General features: G+C 49.4%; 24 protein-coding genes. 16 read left to right on the top strand and 8 right to left on the bottom strand.

The window, feature by feature from the left end; all coding sequences use genetic code 11:
* The first annotated feature begins 45 nt into the window (after positions 1 to 45).
* From KNO86_RS10795 to KNO86_RS10760, 8 genes are all read left to right on the top strand, one after another.
* Positions 46 to 672 carry a YqeG family HAD IIIA-type phosphatase gene (locus KNO86_RS10795; protein WP_214696095.1) on the top strand — a complete coding sequence of 209 codons (627 nt, stop codon included), beginning with the start codon at positions 46 to 48 and terminating at the stop codon, positions 670 to 672.
* Between the two features lie 133 nt (positions 673 to 805).
* Positions 806 to 1918: a ribosome biogenesis GTPase YqeH gene (yqeH, locus tag KNO86_RS10790; RefSeq protein WP_214696093.1), complete on the top strand. Its 1113-nt coding sequence runs from the start codon at positions 806 to 808 to the stop codon at positions 1916 to 1918.
* Positions 1915 to 2700, top strand: a complete 786-nt coding sequence (aroE, locus tag KNO86_RS10785; protein WP_214696091.1) for a shikimate dehydrogenase — start codon at positions 1915 to 1917, stop codon at positions 2698 to 2700. Before yqeH ends, aroE begins: the two co-directional genes overlap by 4 nt.
* 6 nt (positions 2701 to 2706) lie before the next feature.
* Positions 2707 to 3003, top strand: a complete 297-nt coding sequence (gene yhbY, locus KNO86_RS10780) for a ribosome assembly RNA-binding protein YhbY (RefSeq protein ID WP_074032681.1) — start codon at positions 2707 to 2709, stop codon at positions 3001 to 3003.
* Positions 3000 to 3569 (top strand): nicotinate-nucleotide adenylyltransferase, encoded by a 570-nt coding sequence (locus tag KNO86_RS10775; protein ID WP_214696089.1) that lies wholly within the window; start codon positions 3000 to 3002, stop codon positions 3567 to 3569. Before yhbY ends, KNO86_RS10775 begins: the two co-directional genes overlap by 4 nt.
* A complete protein-coding gene (gene yqeK, locus KNO86_RS10770) occupies positions 3559 to 4116 on the top strand; it encodes a bis(5'-nucleosyl)-tetraphosphatase (symmetrical) YqeK (RefSeq protein ID WP_214696077.1) in 558 nt (185 codons plus the stop codon). The genes KNO86_RS10775 and yqeK overlap by 11 nt, the downstream gene beginning before the upstream one ends.
* Before the next feature lie 10 nt (positions 4117 to 4126).
* Positions 4127 to 4474: a ribosome silencing factor gene (gene rsfS, locus KNO86_RS10765; RefSeq protein ID WP_074032684.1), complete on the top strand. Its 348-nt coding sequence runs from the start codon at positions 4127 to 4129 to the stop codon at positions 4472 to 4474.
* Positions 4474 to 5199 carry a class I SAM-dependent DNA methyltransferase gene (locus tag KNO86_RS10760; RefSeq protein ID WP_214696076.1) on the top strand — a complete coding sequence of 242 codons (726 nt, stop codon included), beginning with the start codon at positions 4474 to 4476 and terminating at the stop codon, positions 5197 to 5199. Before rsfS ends, KNO86_RS10760 begins: the two co-directional genes overlap by 1 nt.
* 43 nt (positions 5200 to 5242) lie before the next feature.
* Here KNO86_RS10760 and KNO86_RS10755 read toward each other — a convergent pair whose 3' ends face one another.
* Positions 5243 to 5656, bottom strand: coding sequence for a VOC family protein (locus KNO86_RS10755; protein ID WP_214696074.1), 414 nt, complete (start codon positions 5654 to 5656; stop codon positions 5243 to 5245).
* A gap of 154 nt (positions 5657 to 5810) precedes the next feature.
* Here KNO86_RS10755 and KNO86_RS10750 point away from each other — a divergent pair, with 154 nt between their 5' ends.
* Positions 5811 to 6407, top strand: a complete 597-nt coding sequence (locus KNO86_RS10750) for a DUF2238 domain-containing protein (protein ID WP_214696072.1) — start codon at positions 5811 to 5813, stop codon at positions 6405 to 6407.
* A gap of 83 nt (positions 6408 to 6490) precedes the next feature.
* On the top strand, positions 6491 to 7960 hold the full coding sequence (locus tag KNO86_RS10745; protein ID WP_214696070.1) for a catalase: 1470 nt from the start codon (positions 6491 to 6493) through the stop codon (positions 7958 to 7960).
* Between the two features lie 83 nt (positions 7961 to 8043).
* Here KNO86_RS10745 and KNO86_RS10740 read toward each other — a convergent pair whose 3' ends face one another.
* Positions 8044 to 8937: a DNA/RNA non-specific endonuclease gene (locus KNO86_RS10740; protein ID WP_214696068.1), complete on the bottom strand. Its 894-nt coding sequence runs from the start codon at positions 8935 to 8937 to the stop codon at positions 8044 to 8046.
* 170 nt (positions 8938 to 9107) lie between these two features.
* Between KNO86_RS10740 and nfsA the strand changes: the two genes are divergently transcribed.
* Entirely contained in the window at positions 9108 to 9857 is a 750-nt protein-coding gene (gene nfsA / locus KNO86_RS10735) for an oxygen-insensitive NADPH nitroreductase (protein WP_214696066.1), read from the top strand.
* Between the two features lie 41 nt (positions 9858 to 9898).
* Here nfsA and KNO86_RS14835 read toward each other — a convergent pair whose 3' ends face one another.
* The 3 genes from KNO86_RS14835 to KNO86_RS10720 all read right to left on the bottom strand — a co-directional run bounded on the left by KNO86_RS14835 (position 9899) and on the right by KNO86_RS10720 (position 12812).
* Complete coding sequence (locus KNO86_RS14835) at positions 9899 to 11020, bottom strand: TlpA family protein disulfide reductase (protein WP_214696064.1); 1122 nt, start codon at positions 11018 to 11020, stop codon at positions 9899 to 9901.
* Between the two features lie 66 nt (positions 11021 to 11086).
* On the bottom strand, positions 11087 to 12487 hold the full coding sequence (locus KNO86_RS10725; RefSeq protein ID WP_214696062.1) for an MBL fold metallo-hydrolase: 1401 nt from the start codon (positions 12485 to 12487) through the stop codon (positions 11087 to 11089).
* A 28-nt stretch (positions 12488 to 12515) separates the two neighbouring features.
* Positions 12516 to 12812, bottom strand: a complete 297-nt coding sequence (locus tag KNO86_RS10720) for a rhodanese-like domain-containing protein (RefSeq protein WP_015881009.1) — start codon at positions 12810 to 12812, stop codon at positions 12516 to 12518.
* Between the two features lie 115 nt (positions 12813 to 12927).
* Here KNO86_RS10720 and KNO86_RS10715 point away from each other — a divergent pair, with 115 nt between their 5' ends.
* Positions 12928 to 13302: a rhodanese-like domain-containing protein gene (locus KNO86_RS10715; protein ID WP_224860276.1), complete on the top strand. Its 375-nt coding sequence runs from the start codon at positions 12928 to 12930 to the stop codon at positions 13300 to 13302.
* Between the two features lie 33 nt (positions 13303 to 13335).
* Positions 13336 to 14115 (top strand): sulfite exporter TauE/SafE family protein, encoded by a 780-nt coding sequence (locus KNO86_RS10710; protein ID WP_214696060.1) that lies wholly within the window; start codon positions 13336 to 13338, stop codon positions 14113 to 14115.
* A 43-nt stretch (positions 14116 to 14158) separates the two neighbouring features.
* Here the strand turns inward: KNO86_RS10710 and KNO86_RS10705 are convergent, their stop codons facing one another.
* From KNO86_RS10705 to KNO86_RS10695, 3 genes are all read right to left on the bottom strand, one after another.
* The gene (locus tag KNO86_RS10705) at positions 14159 to 14353 is read right to left on the bottom strand and encodes a hypothetical protein (protein ID WP_214696058.1); all 195 of its coding nucleotides are present in this window, start codon (positions 14351 to 14353) and stop codon (positions 14159 to 14161) included.
* 166 nt (positions 14354 to 14519) lie between these two features.
* Entirely contained in the window at positions 14520 to 15257 is a 738-nt protein-coding gene (locus KNO86_RS10700; RefSeq protein WP_214696056.1) for an ABC transporter permease, read from the bottom strand.
* Positions 15235 to 16167: an ABC transporter ATP-binding protein gene (locus KNO86_RS10695; protein WP_214696054.1), complete on the bottom strand. Its 933-nt coding sequence runs from the start codon at positions 16165 to 16167 to the stop codon at positions 15235 to 15237. The genes KNO86_RS10700 and KNO86_RS10695 overlap by 23 nt, the downstream gene beginning before the upstream one ends.
* A 337-nt stretch (positions 16168 to 16504) precedes the next feature.
* On the opposite strand from KNO86_RS10695, the gene KNO86_RS10690 reads away from it, so the two are divergent.
* The 3 genes from KNO86_RS10690 (at position 16505) to KNO86_RS10680 (ending at position 21470) form a co-directional block, all read left to right on the top strand.
* Positions 16505 to 19357 (top strand): 2-oxoglutarate dehydrogenase E1 component, encoded by a 2853-nt coding sequence (locus KNO86_RS10690; protein ID WP_214696052.1) that lies wholly within the window; start codon positions 16505 to 16507, stop codon positions 19355 to 19357.
* Between the two features lie 18 nt (positions 19358 to 19375).
* Positions 19376 to 20650 (top strand): 2-oxoglutarate dehydrogenase complex dihydrolipoyllysine-residue succinyltransferase, encoded by a 1275-nt coding sequence (gene odhB / locus KNO86_RS10685; protein ID WP_214696050.1) that lies wholly within the window; start codon positions 19376 to 19378, stop codon positions 20648 to 20650.
* A gap of 145 nt (positions 20651 to 20795) precedes the next feature.
* A complete protein-coding gene (locus KNO86_RS10680) occupies positions 20796 to 21470 on the top strand; it encodes a DUF6241 domain-containing protein (protein ID WP_214696048.1) in 675 nt (224 codons plus the stop codon).
* Positions 21471 to 21613 lie beyond the last annotated feature (143 nt).

Raw genomic sequence — 21613 nt, 5'->3', positions numbered from 1 at the left:
CTTGTATAAGTAGTTGAATCGTTTAGCTAATTGGAGGAATTTTACGTGTTTAATCGACTTTATCCGAAACAGTTCGTCGCGACTGTGTTTGACATCGACTTACAAGAATTGAAAGACCGTGGGGTACGCGTCATTTTGACCGACCTTGATAATACACTCGTGGCGTGGGACGTTCCGCATGCGCCTGAGCTTTTATTGATGTGGCTTGAAAAAGTGAAATCATACGGTTTCGATGTGATTGTCGTATCAAATAATAACGAGAACCGTGTACGAACGTTTACGGAGCCGCTTGGCCTTCATTATGTCGCTCGTGCCAAGAAGCCGTTACCATCCGGTTTCAAAGAGGCGCTCGCAAAATACGGCTATTCACCGAAGGAAGCCATCTTCTTAGGGGATCAGTTGTTTACGGACGTACTCGGTGCGAATATGGCCGGCATCCATGTCATCCACGTTCAACCGGTCGTCAAAACGGACGGGCTTGTCACGAAATTCAACCGGATGCTTGAGAAGGTTGTCTTCGCACATATGAAGCGTCGCGGGAAGTATGTGTTGATCACGAAAAAAGTGGAAGAGTTAGCTGTCGACGCGCAGCGGGCGAAAGTCGCGGTTGCTGAAAAAATCGGCGAAGCGATGCATCCACATTCCAAAGATTCACATAAAAAAGATGAATAAGACCTCGAACGCACAGGAAGAAGGAGGCTGCCCATGTACGGCGACCAAGGCGTCGGAATTAACGCTTCAGGAGTAGCAGCGAGGTGCTACGGCGAATGAAGAAGGGGAAACCTGAACGGCAGTAAGCACAACTATGGAAGAAATCAAACGATATTGCGCTGGGTGCGGCGTAGCCATCCAAACGGAAGACCCGAACGGGGTCGGCTATGCACCAAAATCGGCACTTGACCGAGAAATCGTCATTTGCCAACGTTGTTTCAAATTAAAGCATTACAACCAAGTCCAAGACGTCGAGTTGTCAGATGATGACTTCTTGCGCATCTTGAACGGCATCAGTTCAAAAGAGGCACTCGTCATCAAGATTGTCGATATTTTCGACTTCAATGGCAGTTGGCTCCCGGGCCTACAACGCTCAGTCGGGTCGAACCCGGTCCTCTTAGTCGGGAACAAGGTAGACTTGTTGCCGAAATCCGTCAATCCGAACCGAATGGCGAACTGGATGAAGGCGGAAGCGAAAGAGCTCGGTTTGAACCCGATTGACGTTCATTTGATCAGTGCGAAAAAAGGACACGGGATCGATGAACTCGCGGAGAAGATTGAATATTACCGTAAAGGCAAAGACGTTTTTGTCGTCGGTTGTACGAATGTCGGGAAATCGACACTCATCAACCAGGTGATCAAGCGTTTCGGTGAAGAGGATGAAGCCATCATCACCGTCAGTCATTTCCCGGGAACGACGCTTGACTTGATCGACATCCCACTCGATGATGATGCGAACTTGTACGATACACCAGGGATCATCAACCGTCATCAAATGGCGCATTACGTCGATGCGAAAGATTTGAAGACAATTACGCCGAAAAAAGAAATCAAGCCACATGTGTTCCAATTAAACCCGCAACAGACGCTCTACTTTGGCGGTTTGGCACGCTTGGATTACTTGGAAGGCAATAAACGATCGTTCGTCATCTATATGTCGAACGAGTTGAAAGCACACCGTACGAAACTCGAACGCGCGGATGAGCTCTATGACCAGCATATTGGGAAAATGCTCAATCCACCGAACGAGAAGACGCTCGAAATCTTACCACCACTCGTACGCCATGAATTCAGCTTACGAGACGGTGTGAAGACAGACATCGTGTTCAGTGGCCTCGGATGGGTCGCGATTCACGGTAAAGGCGGTCGCATTGCGGCTTGGGCTCCGAAAGGCGTCGCAGTCACACTCCGCGAGGCGCTCGTATGAATCTGGCTGTCATCGGCCACCCGATTGCTCATTCGCTCTCTCCCCAGCTGCACGAGCAGTGGTTGAGGGCGTCTGGGCTTTTCGGGCGTTATGAGGCCATTGACGCCATGACGAGCGACTTATCAGCACTGTTCGAAGCGATGCGGGACGGAGAATGGGACGGATTCAACGTCACCATTCCGTATAAAGAAGCAGTCGTTCGTTACGTCGATGAACTCGATGAGGCAGCGAAACTTGCCGGTGCCGTCAACACGGTGTATAAGCGAGACGGACGCCTTGTCGGAACGAATACAGACGGTGCAGGGCTCGTTCAAGCACTGACACCGTTCACCGATTGGACAGGACAAGTCCTCGTCATCGGTGCGGGTGGAGCTGCGCGTGGAATCGTACAGGCACTACCGACGCGTCAGGTGGCGATTGTCAATCGGACAGTCGAACGGGCAAAAGAACTCGCAGACGTGTTCGATGTCACGTACACGACGTTCGAAAAGGTCGACGTCTCGCAATATGAGGTCATCATTCAGACGACTTCTGTCGGCATGGACAAGAGCTCGACACCACTTTCATTAGAAGGACTACGACAAAACACGGTCGTTTGTGATATCATATATCGTCCACTTGTCACCCCGATGCTTCGTGAAGCGAAACATCGCGGGGCCATCATTGTGACAGGGGTAGCCATGTTCGTCGGGCAAGGCGCGCTCTCGTTCGAAAAATGGACGGGCGTGAAACCGGACGAAACCATCGGAAAAAAGTTAATCGAAGGATTATTGGAGGAATAATATACTATGCTATCAGGTAAACAAAAACGTTTTTTACGCGCAGAAGCGCACCATCTCTCACCAATCTATCAAGTTGGGAAGAATGGGGTCAGTGAAGCGATGTGCAAAGATATCGTGGACGCACTCGAAAAACGCGAATTGATCAAAGTTCAAGTACTTCAAAACTGCATGGACACGCCAAAAGACGTGGCCGGCGAATTATCAGAAGGTACAAAAGCTGAGGTTGTTCAAGTCATTGGTAAAGTCATCGTCTTATATAAAGAGGCGACTGAGAAAGAAAATCGCCAAATCAAACTCCCATGAGCCGCATCGGTTTGATGGGGGGCACGTTCGACCCGCCGCATCTCGGACATCTGTTGATTGCCGAACAAGCTCGCGAACAACTTGAACTCGATGAAGTCTGGTTTTTACCGGCTGCGATTCCGCCACACAAGGTCGGCTTCAGCTCGGCAGACCATCGAATCGAGATGACCCGCCGCGCCATTCAAGGTCAGTCAGACTTCAAGCTGAACTTGATTGAATTTGAACGGAGTGAGCCGTCTTATACGGTGGAGACGATGAAACGGTTAATCGAACAGCATCCAGACGATACGTTCTATTTCTTGATTGGAGCGGATTCACTCGTCGCACTCGAGTCGTGGCACGACTATGAGACACTTATCCGTCTCGTCGCATTCGGTGCCGTCGCTCGTCCTGGGACGCGTTACTTGATCCCGGAGAAGGCGGACGTTCGTCCGATCGATATGCCACAACTTGAGATTTCGTCCACCGATATTCGAGAGCGGGCGAAGCGAGGCAAATCCATCAAATATTTGGTCCCGGCACTCGTCGAGACGTATGTGAAGGAGCATAAGCTGTATGACGTTTGAAGAAGCGCATGAGTTGATTAAACAGACGCTACCAGAAAAACGCTATATCCATACGCTCGGTGTCGTCGAGACGGCAGAGCGGATGGCGGTTCAGTACGGCGAGAACGTCGAAGAGGCTCGTCTAGCAGCAATGCTTCATGACTACGCCAAGTACTTTGACACGGAAGAGATGCGTCAAGTCGTCATCGAAGAGGGACTTGATTCAAGTCTTCTTGAGTACGGGGACGAGTTGTTGCATGCGCCGGTCGGTGCGATCTTGCTTGCCCGTCAGTATGAACTCGAGGAAACCGTACTATCGGCGATTCGGAATCACACGACGGGAGAGCCTGGGATGTCTCGTCTCGATCAGATCCTGTTCGTGGCCGATGCCATCGAACCGAATCGCAATTATCCAGGGGTTGATCGCCTGCGAGTAGAGGCAGCGCATTCGCTCGAAGGGGCGGTTGTCGCGACACTGCGCCAAACGATTGAGTTTTTATTGAAGAAGTCGGTGCGCATTTTTCCACTGACGATTGAAACGTATAATGATTTTGTGAATACACCTTAGGAGGGTCAATATGACTGCAAGAGAAGAATTAGAATTGATTGTAAAAGCGGCTGACGATAAACGTGCCGAGGAAATCGTCGTACTCGATATGGAAGGTATCTCGCCGATCGCGGATTACTTCGTCATCTGTCACGGGAACTCGGAGAAGCAAGTCGAAGCAATCGCGCGTGAGATCAAAGATGTCGCTGGCGAAAACGACCTACCACTCCACAAGTTTGAAGGAATGGACACGGCACGTTGGGTACTCGCTGACCTCGAGAACGTCGTCGTTCACATTTTCCATCGTGACGACCGTGATTACTACAACCTAGAGAAATTGTGGGCTGACGCGCCGCACGTCGAAGTGGAAGTCGGCTAATGGCATACGAAGGATTCGCCTATGTATACGACGAGTTAATGAAAGACGCGCCGTATGATGAGTGGGTCGCTTTCGTGCGTCGTCACGTCCAAGATGGCGCGACACTCGCGGATGTCGGATGTGGGACAGGATCGGCTACGATTCGCCTCGCCGAACATTACGACGTGATGGGGATCGACTTATCGGAGTCGATGCTCGAAGTCGCACAAGAAAAGGCACTTGAAGCAGAAATCGAGTTGCCACTTTGGGAACAAGATATGCGTGAGTTGGAATTACCGGAACCGGTCGATGCGGTGACGATCCTCTGTGACTCACTCTGCTACCTGCGGGATGAGGCAGATGTGATCGACACGTTCGAATCTGTCTACAACCAACTCAAACCGGGCGGGCTGTTCATCTTTGATGTCCATGCGCCGAATAAGATGCAGACGCTCTTCAACCAAAAGACGTACGCGTCAAATGGGGAAGAGTGCTCGTATATCTGGTTTGCCGACCCAGGAGAGGCACCGCTCTCAGTCGTTCACGATTTAACGTTCTTCGTCGCGCTTGAAGACGGAACGTACGAACGGATCGAGGAGACCCATGAACAACGGACATATGAACCAGGGCAGTACATGCAATGGTTGATTGGTGCCGGATTCCACGTCAAATCGGTCACATCAGATTTCACCGAACATGCACCGGGAGCGGATGCGGAGCGCATCTTCTTCGTAGCCCAAAAATAAGCAAATCCCCGATTCGTTAAGGATCGGGGATTTTTTGTCGTTCTTATGCTTCGTGGCTAAACTGCCATTGGACACCGAACTGATCTTCGAGCATGCCGTACGCCTTGCTCCAAAACGTCTCTTGAAGCGGCATCAAGACACGGCCGTTCACAGAGAGCGCTTCGAACTCACGGTGGATGGCATCGAGGTCGTCCGTGACGACGGCGAGTGTGACATTGTCCCCGAACGTGACCGGTCCGTCAGGCATCGCATCAGAAAACATGAGCGATGAGCCGTGAATCGATAGTCGGGTATGCAGCACGAGATTGGCCATTTCACTCGGCACCGGTTGACCGTCTGGACCAGGTTGGTCACCGAACGTCATGATGTCTGGAGCGGCATGGTTAAATACGTCCGCATAGAAGTTCACGGCGTCGCGGCAATTCTCATTAAAGTTGAGATACGGATTGATCGGCATAGCAAGTTCCTCCTCGGATTCATAATATACATTATAGAACATATGTTCGTAAAAAGCAAGTGAGTCCAACTAAATTCGATTGTGTGGTTGAACACGATTAAGAGTTGGGAATAAAGCTAATAGAGAACAAACTAGACGAAAGAAGGGAAATATCATGAAGCTCACGAAAGGGCGTATCCTCGAGTTTGGATTCGTCTTGTTCATGGCGGTCATGCTCGTCACATCGATCATTGAAGAATCCTGGTTCGATGCGAGTGTTGCGGGGGCCGGGATCATCTCTGGTCTCATCCCGTTTTTCATTGAAAAGACGTTTAAAACAGAGCTCGATAGCAAGATGAAGGTGGCATATATCCTGTTCTTGTTTGCCTCACAGTATTTAGGTTCCATCGTCGGATTGTACGGGAACGGCTGGTGGGACACGTTCCTACACCTCTTGAGCGGTATCTTTCTTGCATTTTTAGGATTCGACTTCTTCTCCCGGCTCGATGACGACATTCGGACTGAAATCCCAAAACGATTTTTATTCGTCTATATCGTTGTCTTTTCTATGGCTGGCGCGGCGCTTTGGGAGATGTATGAATTTACATCCGACGTCGTCTTAAACACGACGATGCAAGGGAACGGGAACGACGATACGATGGTCGACATCATCGCTGGGTCACTTGGTGGAGTGCTCGCCGCGTTCTTCGTCGTCACGCTTCATCAACGTGAAAAAGCCAAACAAAAGAGACACATGAAAAAAAGTTCGTGATTCACGAGCTTTTTATTTGTAATCATTCTAATGTTTGATTAATATCAATATTGTAATGATTATAAATAATGGGAGGCAATCATATGGATCAATATCGTCAACTAACTACTAACCAAGGCGCACCAATCGGGGATAACGCCAACTCCATCACTGCGGGTCGTCGGGGCCCGACGCTTCTCGAAGACTACCAACTAATTGAGAAATTAGCGCATTTCGACCGTGAACGCGTACCAGAACGCGTCGTTCACGCGAGAGGGGCAGGGGCGCATGGTGTCTTCACTGTAAAAAATAGTATGAAACGATATACAAAAGCTGCATTCTTGCAAGAAGAGGGGCAAGAGACGCCTGTGTTTGCGCGTTTCTCGACCGTCATCCACGGCTTAGGTTCACCGGAGACGCTTCGTGACCCACGTGGTTTCGCCGTCAAGTTTTATACGGAAGAAGGGAACTATGATTTCGTCGGAAACAACTTGCCGGTCTTCTTCATCCGTGACGCGATTAAATTCCCGGACGTGATTCACTCGCTCAAACCGGACCCACAAACAAACCTTCAAGACCCAGACCGTTTCTTCGACTTCATGTCACTCACACCGGAATCAACAAACATGCTACTTCATTTGTTCAGTGACGAAGGTATTCCGGCATCGTATCGTCATATGCGCGGATCGTCCGTCCACTCTTTCAAATGGGTGAACGAATTTGGCAACACATTGTACATAAAGATGCGCTGGGTACCGAAGCAAGGCATTCAAAACTTGTCGATGGAAGAAGCTGCGAAAATCCAGGCGGAAGACTTCAACCACGCAACTCGTGACTTGTTCAACGCGATTGAGCAAGGAGACTATCCGGAATGGGATCTATATGTACAAATCTTAGACCCGGCGGACATGGACAACTTCGACTTCGATCCGCTCGATGCGACGAAAGATTGGTTCGAAGACGTCATCCCGTATCAATTGGTCGGAACGATGACGCTCAACAAGAACGTCGACAACTTCTTCGCTGAGACAGAGTCTGTCGGCTTCAACCCGGGTGTTCTCGTTCCAGGAATCCAGCCGTCGGAAGACAAGATGCTTCAAGGACGTCTCTTCTCGTATTCAGATACGCAACGTCATCGCATCGGACCGAACTATCTTCAACTTCCGATCAACTGCCCGTTCGCTCAAGTCGCGAACAACCAGCGAGACGGGGCGATGCCGTTCAAGCAACAGACGAGTCCGGTCAACTACGAGCCGAACCGCTATGAAGACGCGCCGAAGCCGAATGCGGATTACATCGAAACGCCGCAACCAATCACAGGCGTGACGGGTCGCCAGAAGATTGAGAAGACGAACGACTTCGGTCAGGCCGGAGAAGTGTATCGCCGTTATTCTCAAGAAGAGAAGGACGCGCTTATCCGTAACCTCGTTGCCCACATCAAAGAAGTTCGTCATGAGAAGACGGTTCTCCTCTTGATCTGCAACTTCTATCGTGCGGACCGTGAACTCGGGGAACGTCTCTCGAACGAGTTGAACGTTGATCTCGCACCATTCTTGAACCAAATGTCGAACTAAACGAGTAGCCGCGGTCATGTACCGCGGTTTTTTGTATACAAAAAAGACGCCCCTCTCATAGAGAAACGTCTCGTCAATCGTGGTTATTCACCGACCATCCCGTCACCGTCCCGGTCGTCCATATACTGGTACAACCAATGATCACGCGTGATCGGCATCTCAAATCCGGCGTTTTTTGCTTCTTTGATCGTCACTTGCCCGTTACCGTCAACGTCGATATCGGATAATTCTCGCTCTTCGACAGGCTCCGTCGTCACGTCAGGTGGAGAATCGTCCGTCAAATCGAGCGATTCGTTCACTTCCTCTGGGTCCGCGTTATCATACGTATCCGTGACTGTGTTGCCTCGTACGGTATACGTGTATTGGTAGCGGGAAGGAATCTGTGTCGTCGTGTTCGGATAGGTAATGATGGCTTCAAAGTCTTTCGCACCGCCAGCTTTCCGGATGACATCTTCCATGAACGCCTGGTCCCCGTAGCGGTTGAGTGCACTGTTTTGTGGTGTGATGTTATAGGCGTTCGAGACACCACCGAGCGAATCAGCGATGATATGACCTTCATCGAGATTCGGGTCTTCGACACCCGGCACTTTCGCCTCGTCTGAATAATAACGACCAGAAGAATTGACGTCTTCGGTCTCATCGTCTTGAAGCGTGATTTCGTCGGCAATGACACGAATCAATTGACCATACTCGTTCGTGAACGCCCAGTACTCACGGTCGCCGAAGCCGATATCGACGACGACATTCGCTTCCCGTGTTCCGGACTGATCACCGCCATCGACCTCGATTTGTGTATAGCCTTCAAATAAATCTTCTTCCTGTTCAGGTGAAGGCGTCTCGGTTGTTTGTTCTTCTTGTGTCTGTTCCTCTTCGACGGTTTCTTCAGTCGACGTCGGGACGCTCACATCGGCATCCGTACAACCGGAGAGTAGCAGTACCCCAAGCAGGAATGGAATGTAAAATGGCATTCTTTTCATATATCTCGCTCCTTATTCGAAGTTACGCTGTCGTATTTTCTATGTAGTCTATAATGATAGCATAAGAAAACAAGAAGTGAGCGTCCTCCTTCAAAATGTGCCCGACGGATTCCTCTCATTTGTGGATTCAGAGAGCTTGTGCCAAGATTGAAAAAAAGGGGGAAGAACGTATGAACGAAGTGATTGAGACATTATTGAACCACCGTTCTGTCCGTGACTTTACGGACGAGACATTAACAGATGAACAAATCCAGACCATCGTTGAGAGCGCCCAACGCGCATCGACTTCTAGCTTTATACAAGCCTATTCCATTATCGGGGTAACCGATGAAGCGAAGAAAAAACGACTTGCCGAGATTGCGGGCAACCAGTCCTATGTCGTTGAAAACGGTCACTTTTTCGTCTTTTGTGCGGATTTGCATCGCCATGAAGTGATTGGTGAGCTACAGGAAGCGGAAGTGTCTGCGACGCTTGAGACTGATGAGAAGTTGCTTGTCGCTGTGATCGACGCTGCACTCGCCTCACAAAACGCAGCCGTAGCGGCAGAGTCGATGGGGCTCGGCATCTGTTATATCGGTGGCATTCGGAACGACCTTTTTGCGGTTAAAGAAGTGCTCGAATTGCCGGAACGGGTCATCCCGCTCTTCGGTATGGCCGTCGGTGTACCGGCCTCAGTTGAAGATCAAAAACCACGCCTACCGTTCCATCATGTATACCATGAGAATACGTATGAAGCGAATCCAGAACGGATGAAGCAGTCCCTTTCTGATTACGATGCGTTGATCCACGATTACTATATGGTCCGTGGCTCGAACCCGCGTAAGGATACGTGGACTGGACAGATGGGGCGCATGTTGTCAAAATCGACGCGTCTTGATGTCAAAGACTTCTTGAAAGCACAAGGATATTTGAAGCAATAAGATAAACCGCCGACAAATCACTGTCGGCGGTTTTGTCATGTTCAATTTACTTGAGCGTCGAGCCAATTCTTGTCGATGGCACCGAATTGTTTCGCGATGATCACACCGGATTCATCGAGCACATATGTCGTCGGCATCGCCTGAATCCGGTACGCATCTCCGACTTGACCGTCACGGTCATAGACGACGGTAAACGCGTCTTCGTACGGTTCGACGAACGAGACGGCATTGTCCGGGTCGCGTTCGCTCGTCGTCGTGTTGACGGCGACAATCGTCACGTCGTCTCGTTCTCTCGCGAACGTCGCCATGTCCGTCATCTCTGCGCGACACGGAGGACACCAGGACGCCCAAAAGTTGACGACGACTTGTTGACCGCGTAACGATGCTAAGTCGAACGTACTCCCGTCAGTTCGTTGTAACTCAAACGAAGGGGAGATTTGCCCGATATTTAGACCAGTCGATGCTGTCTCTGTCGTGACAGTTTGTGTCGCGCGTTCCGGTAGGGCGGCATTCACGACCGCGAGCAAAACGAGGACACCGACACTAACTTGAATCGCTTTCTTTGAAGGACGAGCGACATAGAGCGAAAGCCCGAACAGGATGAAGACAATCCCAATCATCCACCATTGAACTTTTCCGACCGCATACGACTGAAACAGCCAGATACTAGATGCGCCAAGGACGGTCCACAGGATGTGTCCGCGAGTCGGCACATGCACCCAGCGCCACGTCAGTCCGAATAGTACGAGGAGAAGGACAGCGCTCCATAGATGAATCGGCTGGTCGGGAAGAGTGAATATTGTCCCGTATACCGGAACCGCGAGCGTCATCCCGAGCCAGATGAGGAGCCCGCTCAGCATCCAATATCCTAAGAGGTCTCGATCGAGTCGATAGACGAGCCAAAGGACAACAGCGGCCGCAATCCATTGAGACCATATACCTCCCGTAGCATAGAGGGCAAGAGAAATATCACGAGTCGTCAACAGACCGATGAGGATGGCGCTCCCTTTCCAGGCGAGAAATCCATAGAACCATGTACCGATGACGGCTTCACGTTGCTTGCTCGTTAGACCGAGGAAACGAAAGATCCCGTAAAGGATACCAAGGCTTACTAAAAAAATGAGTAAATCGACACGAATGTTAAGTGGACCGATAGCGACCACGTCTTTCCCTCCTAAACAAAAGGCGCCCCTCTCGAAGCGGGCGCCATATTCATAGTCAGTATAGCATTACTTGATTTGTTGAGCGTTTAAGACAGTCTTCATCGCGCCGTAGCCACCGAGAATGTTATGGATATCTTTGTAGCCGAGTGATTGAAGGACACTTGCTGCCATGCGTGAGCGGACGCCTGACGCACAGTGAACTGCAATCGTTTGATCGGTCGGAAGACCTTCGTGATCACGTGTGAGTTTACCGAGCAAGATGCGCTCTGCCTTTTCGTAATGGCTCGCGTTCCATTCTGTCGCGTTGCGAACGTCGAGGACGAAGACGTCACCTTTTTCAGCAGCTTCAATCGCTTCTTCTGCCGTCACGTCCATATAGGTTTCCGTCAAGAGTGAAGCGTCGAGCTCTTCGACCGGAACGATGAAGCGAAGACGATCGAGGCCGATTGATTGAAGGTCGGTCTGTACTTGATCGACTTCTTCCGCATTTGCGATGAGTGTGATGTCTTTGTCGAAGTTGACGAGCCAGCCTGCCCACGAGACGAACTTGTTGTTGTATGGGATGTTGATTGTCCCAGGTACGTGTCCGTTCGCAAAGTCTTCCCCTTTACGCGTGTCGACGACTTGCGTTTCTTCGACGAGTGTATCAAGGCGTTCTGACCCAACGACTTCAGGACGAGCGACATTCGTCGTCACTTGAATGCCTTCTTTGTTCACTTTCTTCATCATGGCGAAGTAGTTCGGTGGTTCTGGTTGATCCGTCGTCAATTCTTTGATGAAAGCATCTTTGTCCGTCATTTGAAGCGCCCAGTTCGTCGCTTTTTCATAACCGACCGTCGACGTTGGAATCGCACCGAGCGCTTTCCCACAAGCACTACCTGCACCGTGTCCTGGCCAAACTTGAACGAAGTCAGGAAGCGCTATGAATTTCTTGAGTGAATCAAACATTTGTTCCGCGCCGATTGCTGTCGTTCCTTTCACACCGGCTGCTTCTTCGAGGAGGTCGGGGCGACCGATATCTCCGACGAAGACGAAGTCGCCTGTGAAGATGCCCATCGGTTGTGTCTGGTTCCGGTCATACAGAAGGAATGAAATGTGTTCCGGTGTGTGACCCGGTGTGTGCATGACTTCAAGTGTCACGTTTCCGATTTTGAACGTGTCGCCTTCTTTGACGAGTTGTGCGTCGATGTCTTTGGCGAACGCATACTTCCAAGAAGCATCGCCTTCATCTGATAAATAAGCTTTCGAACCTGTGCGCTTCGCGAGTTCGAGTGAGCCCGATACAAAGTCCGCATGAATGTGTGTCTCAGCTGTTGCGACAATGTTCATGCCTTCTTTTTTCGCTTCTTGAAGGTATGGCTCGATGTTACGGGCCGGGTCGATGACGATGGCTTCTCCTGTCATTTGGCATCCGACCATATATGAAGCTTGCGCTAATTTCTCATCATAAAAATAACGTAATAGCATATCAATTTCCCCCTATGAATGTAATCGTTTATTCGACTTCGCCTTGCCAGCTCATCATCCCACCGTCGACGTTCGTGACATCGAACCCGAGTGAGTCGAGATAAGCGGATGCGTTCATGCTGCGTCCACCGGCTGCGCAAATGACATGAATCGGTTTAGAGCGATCGAGCTCATCGACTTTTGCCCCGAATTCAGAAAGTGGTACGTTTTTCGCTTGTTTAATGTGACCTCCAGCATATTCATCTACCTCTCGTACATCGATGAGGTTGAGTGAGTCGTCAGCTTGAAGTAACGCTTCTAATTCAGTAGTCGTAATCGTCTTCATGAGTCTTTGATCTCCTTTTCGTGTTTAAGGTTTTTGGCAACGAGAATGTTTCGTTGGCTTTAATATACCCCCTAAGGTATAATGAGCGCAAGTGAAAAGAATTGGAGGGGAAAACATGAAGAAAATTTCCTTATTTGTTGGGATTTTGGCTGTTATGGTGATTTTTATCTTTGTAATCACATCAGAAAAGGATGAAATCACGAAAATCGATGCTGAAACTCTACAAAACAAATTGGAAAACGAGGAAATAACACTCCTTGATGTACGAGAAACGTCTGAATACGATGGGGGGCATATTGAAGGGGCGGTGAACGCACCACTATCTTCATTAGATGCCAACGAGTTACCGTATCCGAAAGATGAGCCAATCTACGTCATCTGTCGAAGCGGTAATCGAAGTGCCCAGGCTGCTAGTCGATTAAAAGATGCCGGCTATACCGAAATCTATGATGTGTCAGGCGGTATGATGGCTTGGGAATCGATTGAATAAGTAGAGAATACGAGAGTAAATGGAGGAGTCAATATGGAGTTCGGGTTTATCATTACAATCTTTCTTATTGGGTTTATCGGGTCGTTCATTTCAGGGATGGTCGGGATTGGCGGGTCGATCATCAAGTATCCGATGCTGTTATACATTCCACCAATCTTAGGATTTGCGGCGTTCAGCGCGCACGAAGTATCAGGAATTAGTGCGATTCAAGTGTTCTTTGCGACAATCGGTGGAATCTATGCCTATCGTAAAGGTGGATACTTAAACAAACAGTTAATCCTCTATATGGGTGTGGCGGTCTTGATCGGGAGCTTCATTGGAGGATACGGGTCGACAATTTTATCGGAGACGATGATCAATGTCGTATATGCCGTACTTGCGACGATTGCGACGATCATGATGTTCTTACCGAAGCCACAAGTGGACGATATGCCGCTTGACCAAGTACAGTTCAACAAGGTGATCGCGGCCAGCTCAGCTTTCGTCGTCGGGATTGCAGCTGGTATCGTCGGAGCGGCAGGGGCATTCATTCTTATGCCAATCATGCTTGTTGTCTTGCGCATCCCGACGAAGATGGCGATCGCAAGTTCACTCGCCATCACATTTATCTCGTCGATCGGGTCGACGTTCGGTAAAATTATCACCGATCAAATCGTCTGGGGCCCGGCAATCATTATGATTATCGCGAGTCTGATTGCTGCACCGATCGGGGCGAATGTCGGGAAGAATATGAATACAAAAGCGCTTCAATGGATTTTAGCGTTACTCATCTTAGCGAGTACCATCAAAATTTGGAGTGACTTAATCGCGTAAAAAAATCACGATGCCTATATTCTGGCATCGTGATTTTTTTGCGTTATTTCGTAATGAAATAGTAGAGAAGTCCGAGTCCGATGAACGAGACGGGGAGCAAAATGATGTAGAGCCAAGAAACCATCGACCAGCTCTTCTTTTGGCTGTATGTGGAGCGGTCTTTCCCGAGTCCGACCATGATAGTAAAAATAAGTGCGATCAAACAGACAAGCAATGCTAATCCAATCGTGAGAGCCATATTGTCACATCCTTCTTACGTGCTGTTAGTTTTATCATATCGCATACAGGTGGGAGACTTCTGACAGAATGTTGAGGTTGTGTGACAAAGGTGTCTTAAAGTCATCACACATATAGAGACAAACAAAAGTCCCTTTCGATTCGTTTGAATCAAAAGGGACCTGTTCTCATTCCGCAAACGTTTTGCTACGGAACATAAATGCCGTGATGAGATAGAAGGCGATGATATGAAGGGCGACATAGAAGATGGAGAAGCCCATCGTGGCATCCATCGCTTTCATGAATTCTGGATTCACATCATAAATAGAAAGGTCTGTATGCAAGAAGACAATCCATTTTGCGAGTTCAGGTTTCCAGGCAACGAGAAGACCCCCGATGATACTTGAGGCGAAGTTCGCGAGCACCGTGAAACCGATGACGACGCCGACTGACTTGAAGACGACCGAGAACATGAGCGTCAAGAAGATGATGAAGATTGGTCCGCTCACACTGATGAGAATAGGGCGAACGACGTCCCATGTGACAGAGCCGTCTAACGTGAGTGAGAACCCGAACGCGACAACTAAAATAAAGACGAATTGGAGCAACATGACGAGAACGGACATGACGAGTTTTGACAACAAGATGCGGTCTCGGGAATACGGGCTCATCAAAAGATGCTTCAACGTATCAAATTTCAACTCATTCCCGACCATCTCGGCCGTGAAGACGATGGTAAAGATGCTGAGGAAGGCGATGGCGCCCATCGTTGAGAATTCGAAGAACGATGCCGCTTCCGGTGTCCCATCTCCGCTCGCCAATACGGCATAGACGATGAGGATGATCGCGGTGTATACACCTAAGGCGACGTAAGGCTTAATCGTGCGGCGCCACTTCATCCATTCATTGCTGAGTAATGAACGCATTGTTCGTACCTCCTTCTTTTTTCGTCAATTTCAAGAATTGCTCTTCGAGTGACTCGTGTTTCATACCGATTTGATAGACGGCGATGTCCCGTTCAATCAACTGTTTCAATAAGACGGGGATATCCGTCTCCTGACGTGGCACGATGAACGACTCGGCTGACTGTTGAATAATTTTTACATCATCGAAGGCGAGAGCGGCGACATCGAGTGCATCGCTCATCTGTTCTTTGGCAACTTTACAGAGAATGACGCTATCGGCTTTCGTCTGACCGTCTTCCACCGATTTGATTTGTCCTTGGTCAATGATGGCGAAGCGGTCCGTGATCAATTCCATCTCACTCAACAAGTGACTCGAGATGAGGATGGCGATGCCGCGGTGGTCCGCGAGGTGGCGTAAGTAATTCCGGAGATCAGCAATCCCGGCTGGGTCGAGACCGTTCGTCGGCTCATCAAGGATAAGTACTTTTGGATTATGCAACAAGGCACGGGCGATCCCGAGGCGTTGTTTCATCCCGAGCGAATACTGTTTCACTTTCATATCGAGCTTTCCGTCGAGTCCGACGAGCGCACCAAGCGCATTCAAATCGACCTTCTTTAAGTTCGGGATCAAGTTCATGGCATGAATCAAGTTCTCACGACCGGTCATGTACGGATAGAACGCCGGATTCTCAACGATGGCTCCGATTCGGCTGAGTGCTTCTTGGCGGTTGTTCGCGACGTCATACCCATCGACCGTCACGGTTCCATGTGTTGCAGGCATGAGGCCTGTAATGATTCGGATCGTCGTCGTCTTCCCGGCGCCGTTCGGTCCGAGGAAACCAAAGATTTCACCCGGGACGACATCAAAGCTGACATTCGTCAATACCGTTGCTTTTCCCATCTTCTTATGGACATTTTGTACGGATAACATGTGGTCACCTAGCTTTCTTTTTTGAGTGATAGTGTTCTTCCTACACCCCCTTCTACGGGCTTGTTTGAAATAAGGTTTCATCTTTTTTTGAAATGTTTGAAACAAATCCGCTGAGACACAATTTATCGATAAGCAAAACTTATCGAAATAGTATGGACGAATTGTGAATTTGTAAGGGTCTTTCTAGCATGAAAGGTGTAGTATGAAGTTGAGCGTAAGAGGCAAGATTTGGTTTTGTTCACTAGGGTAAGAGAAGAGTGAACGGCTTCGGGCTACATGTTAAAATGAAAGCGTTCACAGATTGGACGTTTAGGAATGGATAAGGGGGATTTATTCAATGGGAGAGTCGTCGAATGTTCACGAGAAATCGCAAGCATTTTATGGTCCTAACTTAGGCTACATCATTGAACTGTACGAGCAATATTTGGAAGACCCGTCATCGGTCGATGAGGAGACACGTCGTTACTTCGACGAGAACGGGGCACCAGAATCATCACCGACAGAAGTACCGGTCTCGGGTCCGTCGTTTGACTTAGAGAAAGTCGTTTCGGCGACACGTCTCGTCAACGATATCCGTGCGTTCGGTCATAAGGCGGCGGATATTTATCCGTTGAAAGATCATCCGCGCGAACAGGAATTGTTCGAACTGTCTCGTTATGATTTGACAGAAGAAGATTTAAAACAAATTCCGGCCCGTCTTCTTTCGGACGATGCACCGAAACCAAATGCAAGTGCCCTTGAGTTATTCCGTCACTTGCTTGACGTCTATACAGGTACGGTCGCAATCGAACTCCGTCACTTAGACGATATGGAAGAGAAGAAGTGGATTCGCCGTCAAGTCGAACAAGGCGCATTGAAACAAACCTTCTCAAAAGAAGAAAAAATCGAATTGTTCAAACGTCTGGCTGAGACCGAACTGTTTGAATCATTCCTTCATAAAACGTATGTCGGACAGAAACGCTTCTCCATCGAAGGATTGGATGCGATGGTGCCGTTACTCGACGCCATGGTCGGCGGACTCATCTCGAGCGGATCTGAACACATCAATATCGGGATGGCACACCGTGGACGTCTGAACGTACTCGCTCACGTACTCGGCAAGCCATACGAGATGATTTTTGCGGAGTTCCAGCACGCACCGAACAAAGAATTGATTCCGTCTGAAGGGTCAATCGGCATCAACTTCGGTTGGTCAGGCGACGTGAAATATCACCTTGGACTTGATCGTAAAGTCGTCGAACAACAAAAAGAAGTACGTCTCAACTTGGCGAACAACCCGAGTCACCTTGAATTCGTCGGATCTGTCGTCGAAGGGTACACACGTGCCGCACAAGATGATCGTTCTGAAAAAGGATCGGCTGTCCAGCAGGATGATTTGGCAGCTTCAATCTTGATTCATGGAGATGCAGCGTTCCCGGGACAAGGAATTGTAGCGGAGACGCTCAACATGACGAACTTGACGGGGTATCGTACGGGTGGAACGGTTCACGTCATTGCCAACAACACCATCGGTTTCACGACGGACCCGAATGATTCACGTTCGACGCGTTACGCGAGTGATATCGCCAAAGGGTATGAGATTCCAGTCTTCCACGTGAATGCAGACGACCCGGAAGCATGTGTCGCCGTCGCAAAATTGATCAGTGAGTATCGTGCCAAGTTCCATAAAGACATCTTGGTCGATTTGATTGGGTATCGTCGTTACGGTCACAACGAAATGGACGAACCGATGAATACGAACCCGGTTCTTTATAAAGCGATCAAAGGACATCAATCTGTCCGTCACGTATATGCCGAGCAACTCGAGGCAGAAGGCGTCATGACAAAAGATGAGAAAGCACAAATCGAACAAAAGATCGAAGAGGCGCTTAAAGCAGCACGCGACCTCGTTCCTTCTGAAGAAGAGGATGCTGACATCGTCTTGCCGGACGCGGTCCATAAAGGATTCCCGAAAGTCGATACGAGCGTGAATCTCGAACTTCTCACGCAATTGAATGAAGAGTTGCTTGACTGGCCGGAAGGATTCGGTGTCTTCCACAAACTTCAAAAAGTACTCGACCGTCGCCGTGACGCTTTCGGTGAAGGTGGGAAAATCGACTGGGGTCATGCGGAAACGCTCGCCTTCGCTTCGATTCTTTCAGACGGTACGCCGGTACGCTTGAGCGGTCAAGATTCGGAGCGCGGAACGTTCGCCCAACGGAACATCATGTTGAACGATGTCGAGTCAGGGAAGAAGTTCTCACCACTCCATCAGCTGTCGACGGCAAAAGCTTCGTTCTCTGTCTACAACAGCCCGCTTTCAGAAGGATCAGTTCTTGGATTTGAATACGGGTATAACGTATTCGCCCAAGACACGCTCGTATTGTGGGAAGCCCAGTACGGTGACTTTGCGAACTCGGCGCAAGTCATGTTCGACCAGTTCATCTCGGCCGGTCGTGCGAAATGGGGTCAAAAATCAGGGCTTGTCATGCTCTTGCCACACGGTTATGAAGGACAAGGACCAGAGCACTCGAGTGCACGGATGGAGCGTTACTTGACGCTTGCCGGTGAGAAAAACTGGACAGTCGCAAACCTTTCATCTGCGGCACAATACTTCCATATTCTCCGTCGCCAAGCTGAGATGCTCGGCAAAGAAGAGATTCGTCCGATGATCATTATGACACCGAAGAGTCTGCTTCGTCATCCGCTCGCGACGTCACCAATCGAGGCGTTCACGGAAGAGAGCTTTAAACCAATCGTTGAACAGCCAGGTCTCGGTGAGAACGCAGAGAAAGTCGAACGTCTCGTCTTCTGCACAGGGAAGATGGCGATTGACCTCGCGGAAGCGGTCGGCAAGTCAGAAGAGTCGCTCGACTTCTTGCATATCATCCGGGTCGAAGAAATCTACCCGTTCCCGGTACGTGAGATTCGTGACGTCATCAGCCGTTATCCAAACGCACGCGAAATCGTCTGGGTACAAGAAGAACCGAAAAACATGGGGGCTTGGACGTACATCGAGCCTCGTCTTGAAGCGGTCACAACGAACCGACTCGACGTTCGTTACATCGGTCGTCGCCGACGTTCGAGCCCGGCTGAAGGAAATCCGACAGCCCATAAGCAAGAACAAGCACGCATCATCCGTGAAGCACTTTCTCGCGACGTCGTCTCGAGCGGTGCAGGCACGAGCACATACCAAAAAGATCGTAAATAAGTTAAGGGGGAAGTCATTGTGGTCGAAATTAAAGTACCTGAATTAGCAGAATCCATTACGGAAGGAACGGTCGCGACATGGCTCAAACAGCCAGGCGACCAAGTCGAAAAAGGGGAAGCCATCGTCGAGCTCGAGACGGATAAAGTCAATATCGAAGTCCCAGCTGACGAAGCGGGTGTGTTAGAAGAACAACTTGCCGGAGAAGGGGATACGGTTCAAGTTGGTGACGTCATCGCCCGTCTCGGTTCAGGTTCTGGTGGCGGAACGGCTGTCGCGACGAAGACGAAGACAGAAAACGCGACAGAAACGAAGACAGAAGCGCCGACTGAGAAGAAAACGGAATCTGTTGAAGAAGGTAAGAAAGTAGAGAAACGCGAAGAGCACGTCGCGAGCCCGGGTAAAGGACCAATCGCAACACCTGCTGCTCGTAAACTCGCTCGTGAGAAAGGCATCGACCTCTCGGCCGTTCAAACGAACGACCCAATGGGACGTATCAATGTGCATGACGTTTCAAAACATGAAGACAAACCAGCTGTGAAAGAGCAAAAACCAGCTGCTGCAGCTCCAGCACCACAACCGGCTGCAAGTGGGAAAGAAGAAGAGCGCATCAAGATGACACGTCGTCGTCAAACGATCGCGAACCGTCTCGTAGAAGTGCAACAGACGGCAGCAATGCTCACGACGTTCAACGAAATCGATATGTCGGCGGTCATGGCACTTCGTAAACGTCGCCAAGAGAAATTCGTGAAAGACAACGATGTCAAACTCGGCTTCATGTCATTCTTCACGAAAGCAGCGGTCGCGGCTCTTAAGCGCATGCCTTACTTGAACGCTGAAATCCAAGGAAATGAAATCGTCTTGAAGAAGTACTACGATATCGGAATTGCCGTATCGGCTCCAGACGGTCTCGTCGTCCCTGTCGTCCGTGAAGCAGATCGTAAAAACTTTGGTGAAATCGAGAAAGACATCCTTCACCTTGCGGATAAAGCGCGTAACAACAAGCTTGGTTTGAGTGACCTCACTGGTGGTACGTTCACGATCACAAACGGTGGCGTGTTCGGTTCACTTCTTTCAACACCAATCTTGAACGGACCACAAGTTGCTATCCTTGGAATGCACTCGATTCAACTCCGCCCAGTCGCAATCGACGCGGATACGATGGAAAACCGTCCGATGATGTATGTCGCCCTCTCGTATGACCACCGAATCGTAGATGGTCGCGAGGCTGTAACATTCCTCAAGCACATCAAAGAGATGATTGAAGATCCAGAACAATTGTTGTTCGAAGCATAAGATGTAGAGAAAGTACCCGCTCCGATATCAGGAGGCGGGTACTTTTTTGTTTAAGGTCATGACGAAAAACCTTTTATTGGAATTTTTGGCAAGGTGTATATGTTATCCTTGATGGAGAGAATAAGTAAAAGGGCGTGAATGGAAAATGAAATGGAAAAAATGGTTTCCTTGGATGGGACTTGTCTTAGTTATAGTGATTGTTGCTACATATGCATTCTATCAGTATTGGATGGGACCGAATCAAAGTGAACTCGACCGGGAAAATTTGACGGAAGAAGAGTATGAGCGGGCGCTTGAATTGATTGACATCATCAAAGAAGAAGACCCGCTCGGACGGCGTCAAAACGTGACGCGCCGGATCGACCCGCAGGAGACGACGGGACTCGTCTTTGACGATGAGAAAAAATTAAACAAAGGGAATCTCGTCGATGCGATGCATCTGATGACGCACCAAAAGATCTTGGCGACAGAAAAAGCGGGTGCCATCCCGATGACGCACGACAATCTGAAAGAGGTCCGCGACTATTTAGAGTTGCTGCGCGACAAAAATAAAATTAAAAGCGAAGACTACCTTCAACTCGGTCGAATCATCGAACGATGGGAACAAGCCATCTTTGATGAGATTGACAAAGAGCAAGACGTTCTTCTAGAGGAGATGTACGCCGTCATCGGATTCTCGAACGGACTCGCGACACGTGCGGAAGAAGAACTGTTCATCTTGAACAACTTCGGTGAGGAATACGTATATACGATGGACTTGAAGCCGATGCCAGAAGAGGAAGAGCAGAAGGAAGACGTGAATACGGAAACAGAAGAGTAAACAAAAAGGAGTTCATCATGAACTCCTCAGGCTGTTGACGAACCAAATCGCCACGTGCGATTTGGTTCGTCTTTTTTTATGTTCAACGAGCTTGAGGCGCTCTGCCCGACAAAAGATTGAAGAAATGTTATGTAGACGGTCCT

This window comes from Exiguobacterium sp. s160, from assembly GCF_018617575.1.
Lineage (GTDB): Bacteria > Bacillota > Bacilli > Exiguobacteriales > Exiguobacteriaceae > Exiguobacterium > Exiguobacterium aestuarii_A.
The sequence above is the reverse complement of the archived record's forward strand: the minus strand, read 5'-3'. Positions and strand labels throughout refer to the sequence as shown.

Excerpts from the sequence above, each read along its gene's own strand:
- KNO86_RS10725 (WP_214696062.1), bottom strand. The coding sequence starts at position 12,487 with ATGCTATTACGTTATTTTTATGATGAGAAATTAGCGCAAGCTTCATAT.
- yqeH (WP_214696093.1), top strand. The coding sequence starts at position 806 with ATGGAAGAAATCAAACGATATTGCGCTGGGTGCGGCGTAGCCATCCAA.
- KNO86_RS10745 (WP_214696070.1), top strand. The coding sequence starts at position 6,491 with ATGGATCAATATCGTCAACTAACTACTAACCAAGGCGCACCAATCGGG.
- aroE (WP_214696091.1), top strand. The coding sequence starts at position 1,915 with ATGAATCTGGCTGTCATCGGCCACCCGATTGCTCATTCGCTCTCTCCC.
- yqeK (WP_214696077.1), top strand. The coding sequence starts at position 3,559 with ATGACGTTTGAAGAAGCGCATGAGTTGATTAAACAGACGCTACCAGAA.
- KNO86_RS10690 (WP_214696052.1), top strand. The coding sequence starts at position 16,505 with ATGGGAGAGTCGTCGAATGTTCACGAGAAATCGCAAGCATTTTATGGT.
- KNO86_RS10750 (WP_214696072.1), top strand. The coding sequence starts at position 5,811 with ATGAAGCTCACGAAAGGGCGTATCCTCGAGTTTGGATTCGTCTTGTTC.
- nfsA (WP_214696066.1), top strand. The coding sequence starts at position 9,108 with ATGAACGAAGTGATTGAGACATTATTGAACCACCGTTCTGTCCGTGAC.
- KNO86_RS10705 (WP_214696058.1), bottom strand. The coding sequence starts at position 14,353 with ATGGCTCTCACGATTGGATTAGCATTGCTTGTCTGTTTGATCGCACTT.
- KNO86_RS10695 (WP_214696054.1), bottom strand. The coding sequence starts at position 16,167 with ATGTTATCCGTACAAAATGTCCATAAGAAGATGGGAAAAGCAACGGTA.
- KNO86_RS10755 (WP_214696074.1), bottom strand. The coding sequence starts at position 5,656 with ATGCCGATCAATCCGTATCTCAACTTTAATGAGAATTGCCGCGACGCC.
- KNO86_RS10740 (WP_214696068.1), bottom strand. The coding sequence starts at position 8,937 with ATGAAAAGAATGCCATTTTACATTCCATTCCTGCTTGGGGTACTGCTA.
- KNO86_RS10720 (WP_015881009.1), bottom strand. The coding sequence starts at position 12,812 with ATGAAGACGATTACGACTACTGAATTAGAAGCGTTACTTCAAGCTGAC.
- KNO86_RS10760 (WP_214696076.1), top strand. The coding sequence starts at position 4,474 with ATGGCATACGAAGGATTCGCCTATGTATACGACGAGTTAATGAAAGAC.
- KNO86_RS10680 (WP_214696048.1), top strand. The coding sequence starts at position 20,796 with ATGAAATGGAAAAAATGGTTTCCTTGGATGGGACTTGTCTTAGTTATA.
- KNO86_RS10710 (WP_214696060.1), top strand. The coding sequence starts at position 13,336 with ATGGAGTTCGGGTTTATCATTACAATCTTTCTTATTGGGTTTATCGGG.
- rsfS (WP_074032684.1), top strand. The coding sequence starts at position 4,127 with ATGACTGCAAGAGAAGAATTAGAATTGATTGTAAAAGCGGCTGACGAT.
- KNO86_RS10700 (WP_214696056.1), bottom strand. The coding sequence starts at position 15,257 with ATGCGTTCATTACTCAGCAATGAATGGATGAAGTGGCGCCGCACGATT.
- KNO86_RS10715 (WP_224860276.1), top strand. The coding sequence starts at position 12,928 with ATGAAGAAAATTTCCTTATTTGTTGGGATTTTGGCTGTTATGGTGATT.
- KNO86_RS10775 (WP_214696089.1), top strand. The coding sequence starts at position 3,000 with ATGAGCCGCATCGGTTTGATGGGGGGCACGTTCGACCCGCCGCATCTC.
- yhbY (WP_074032681.1), top strand. The coding sequence starts at position 2,707 with ATGCTATCAGGTAAACAAAAACGTTTTTTACGCGCAGAAGCGCACCAT.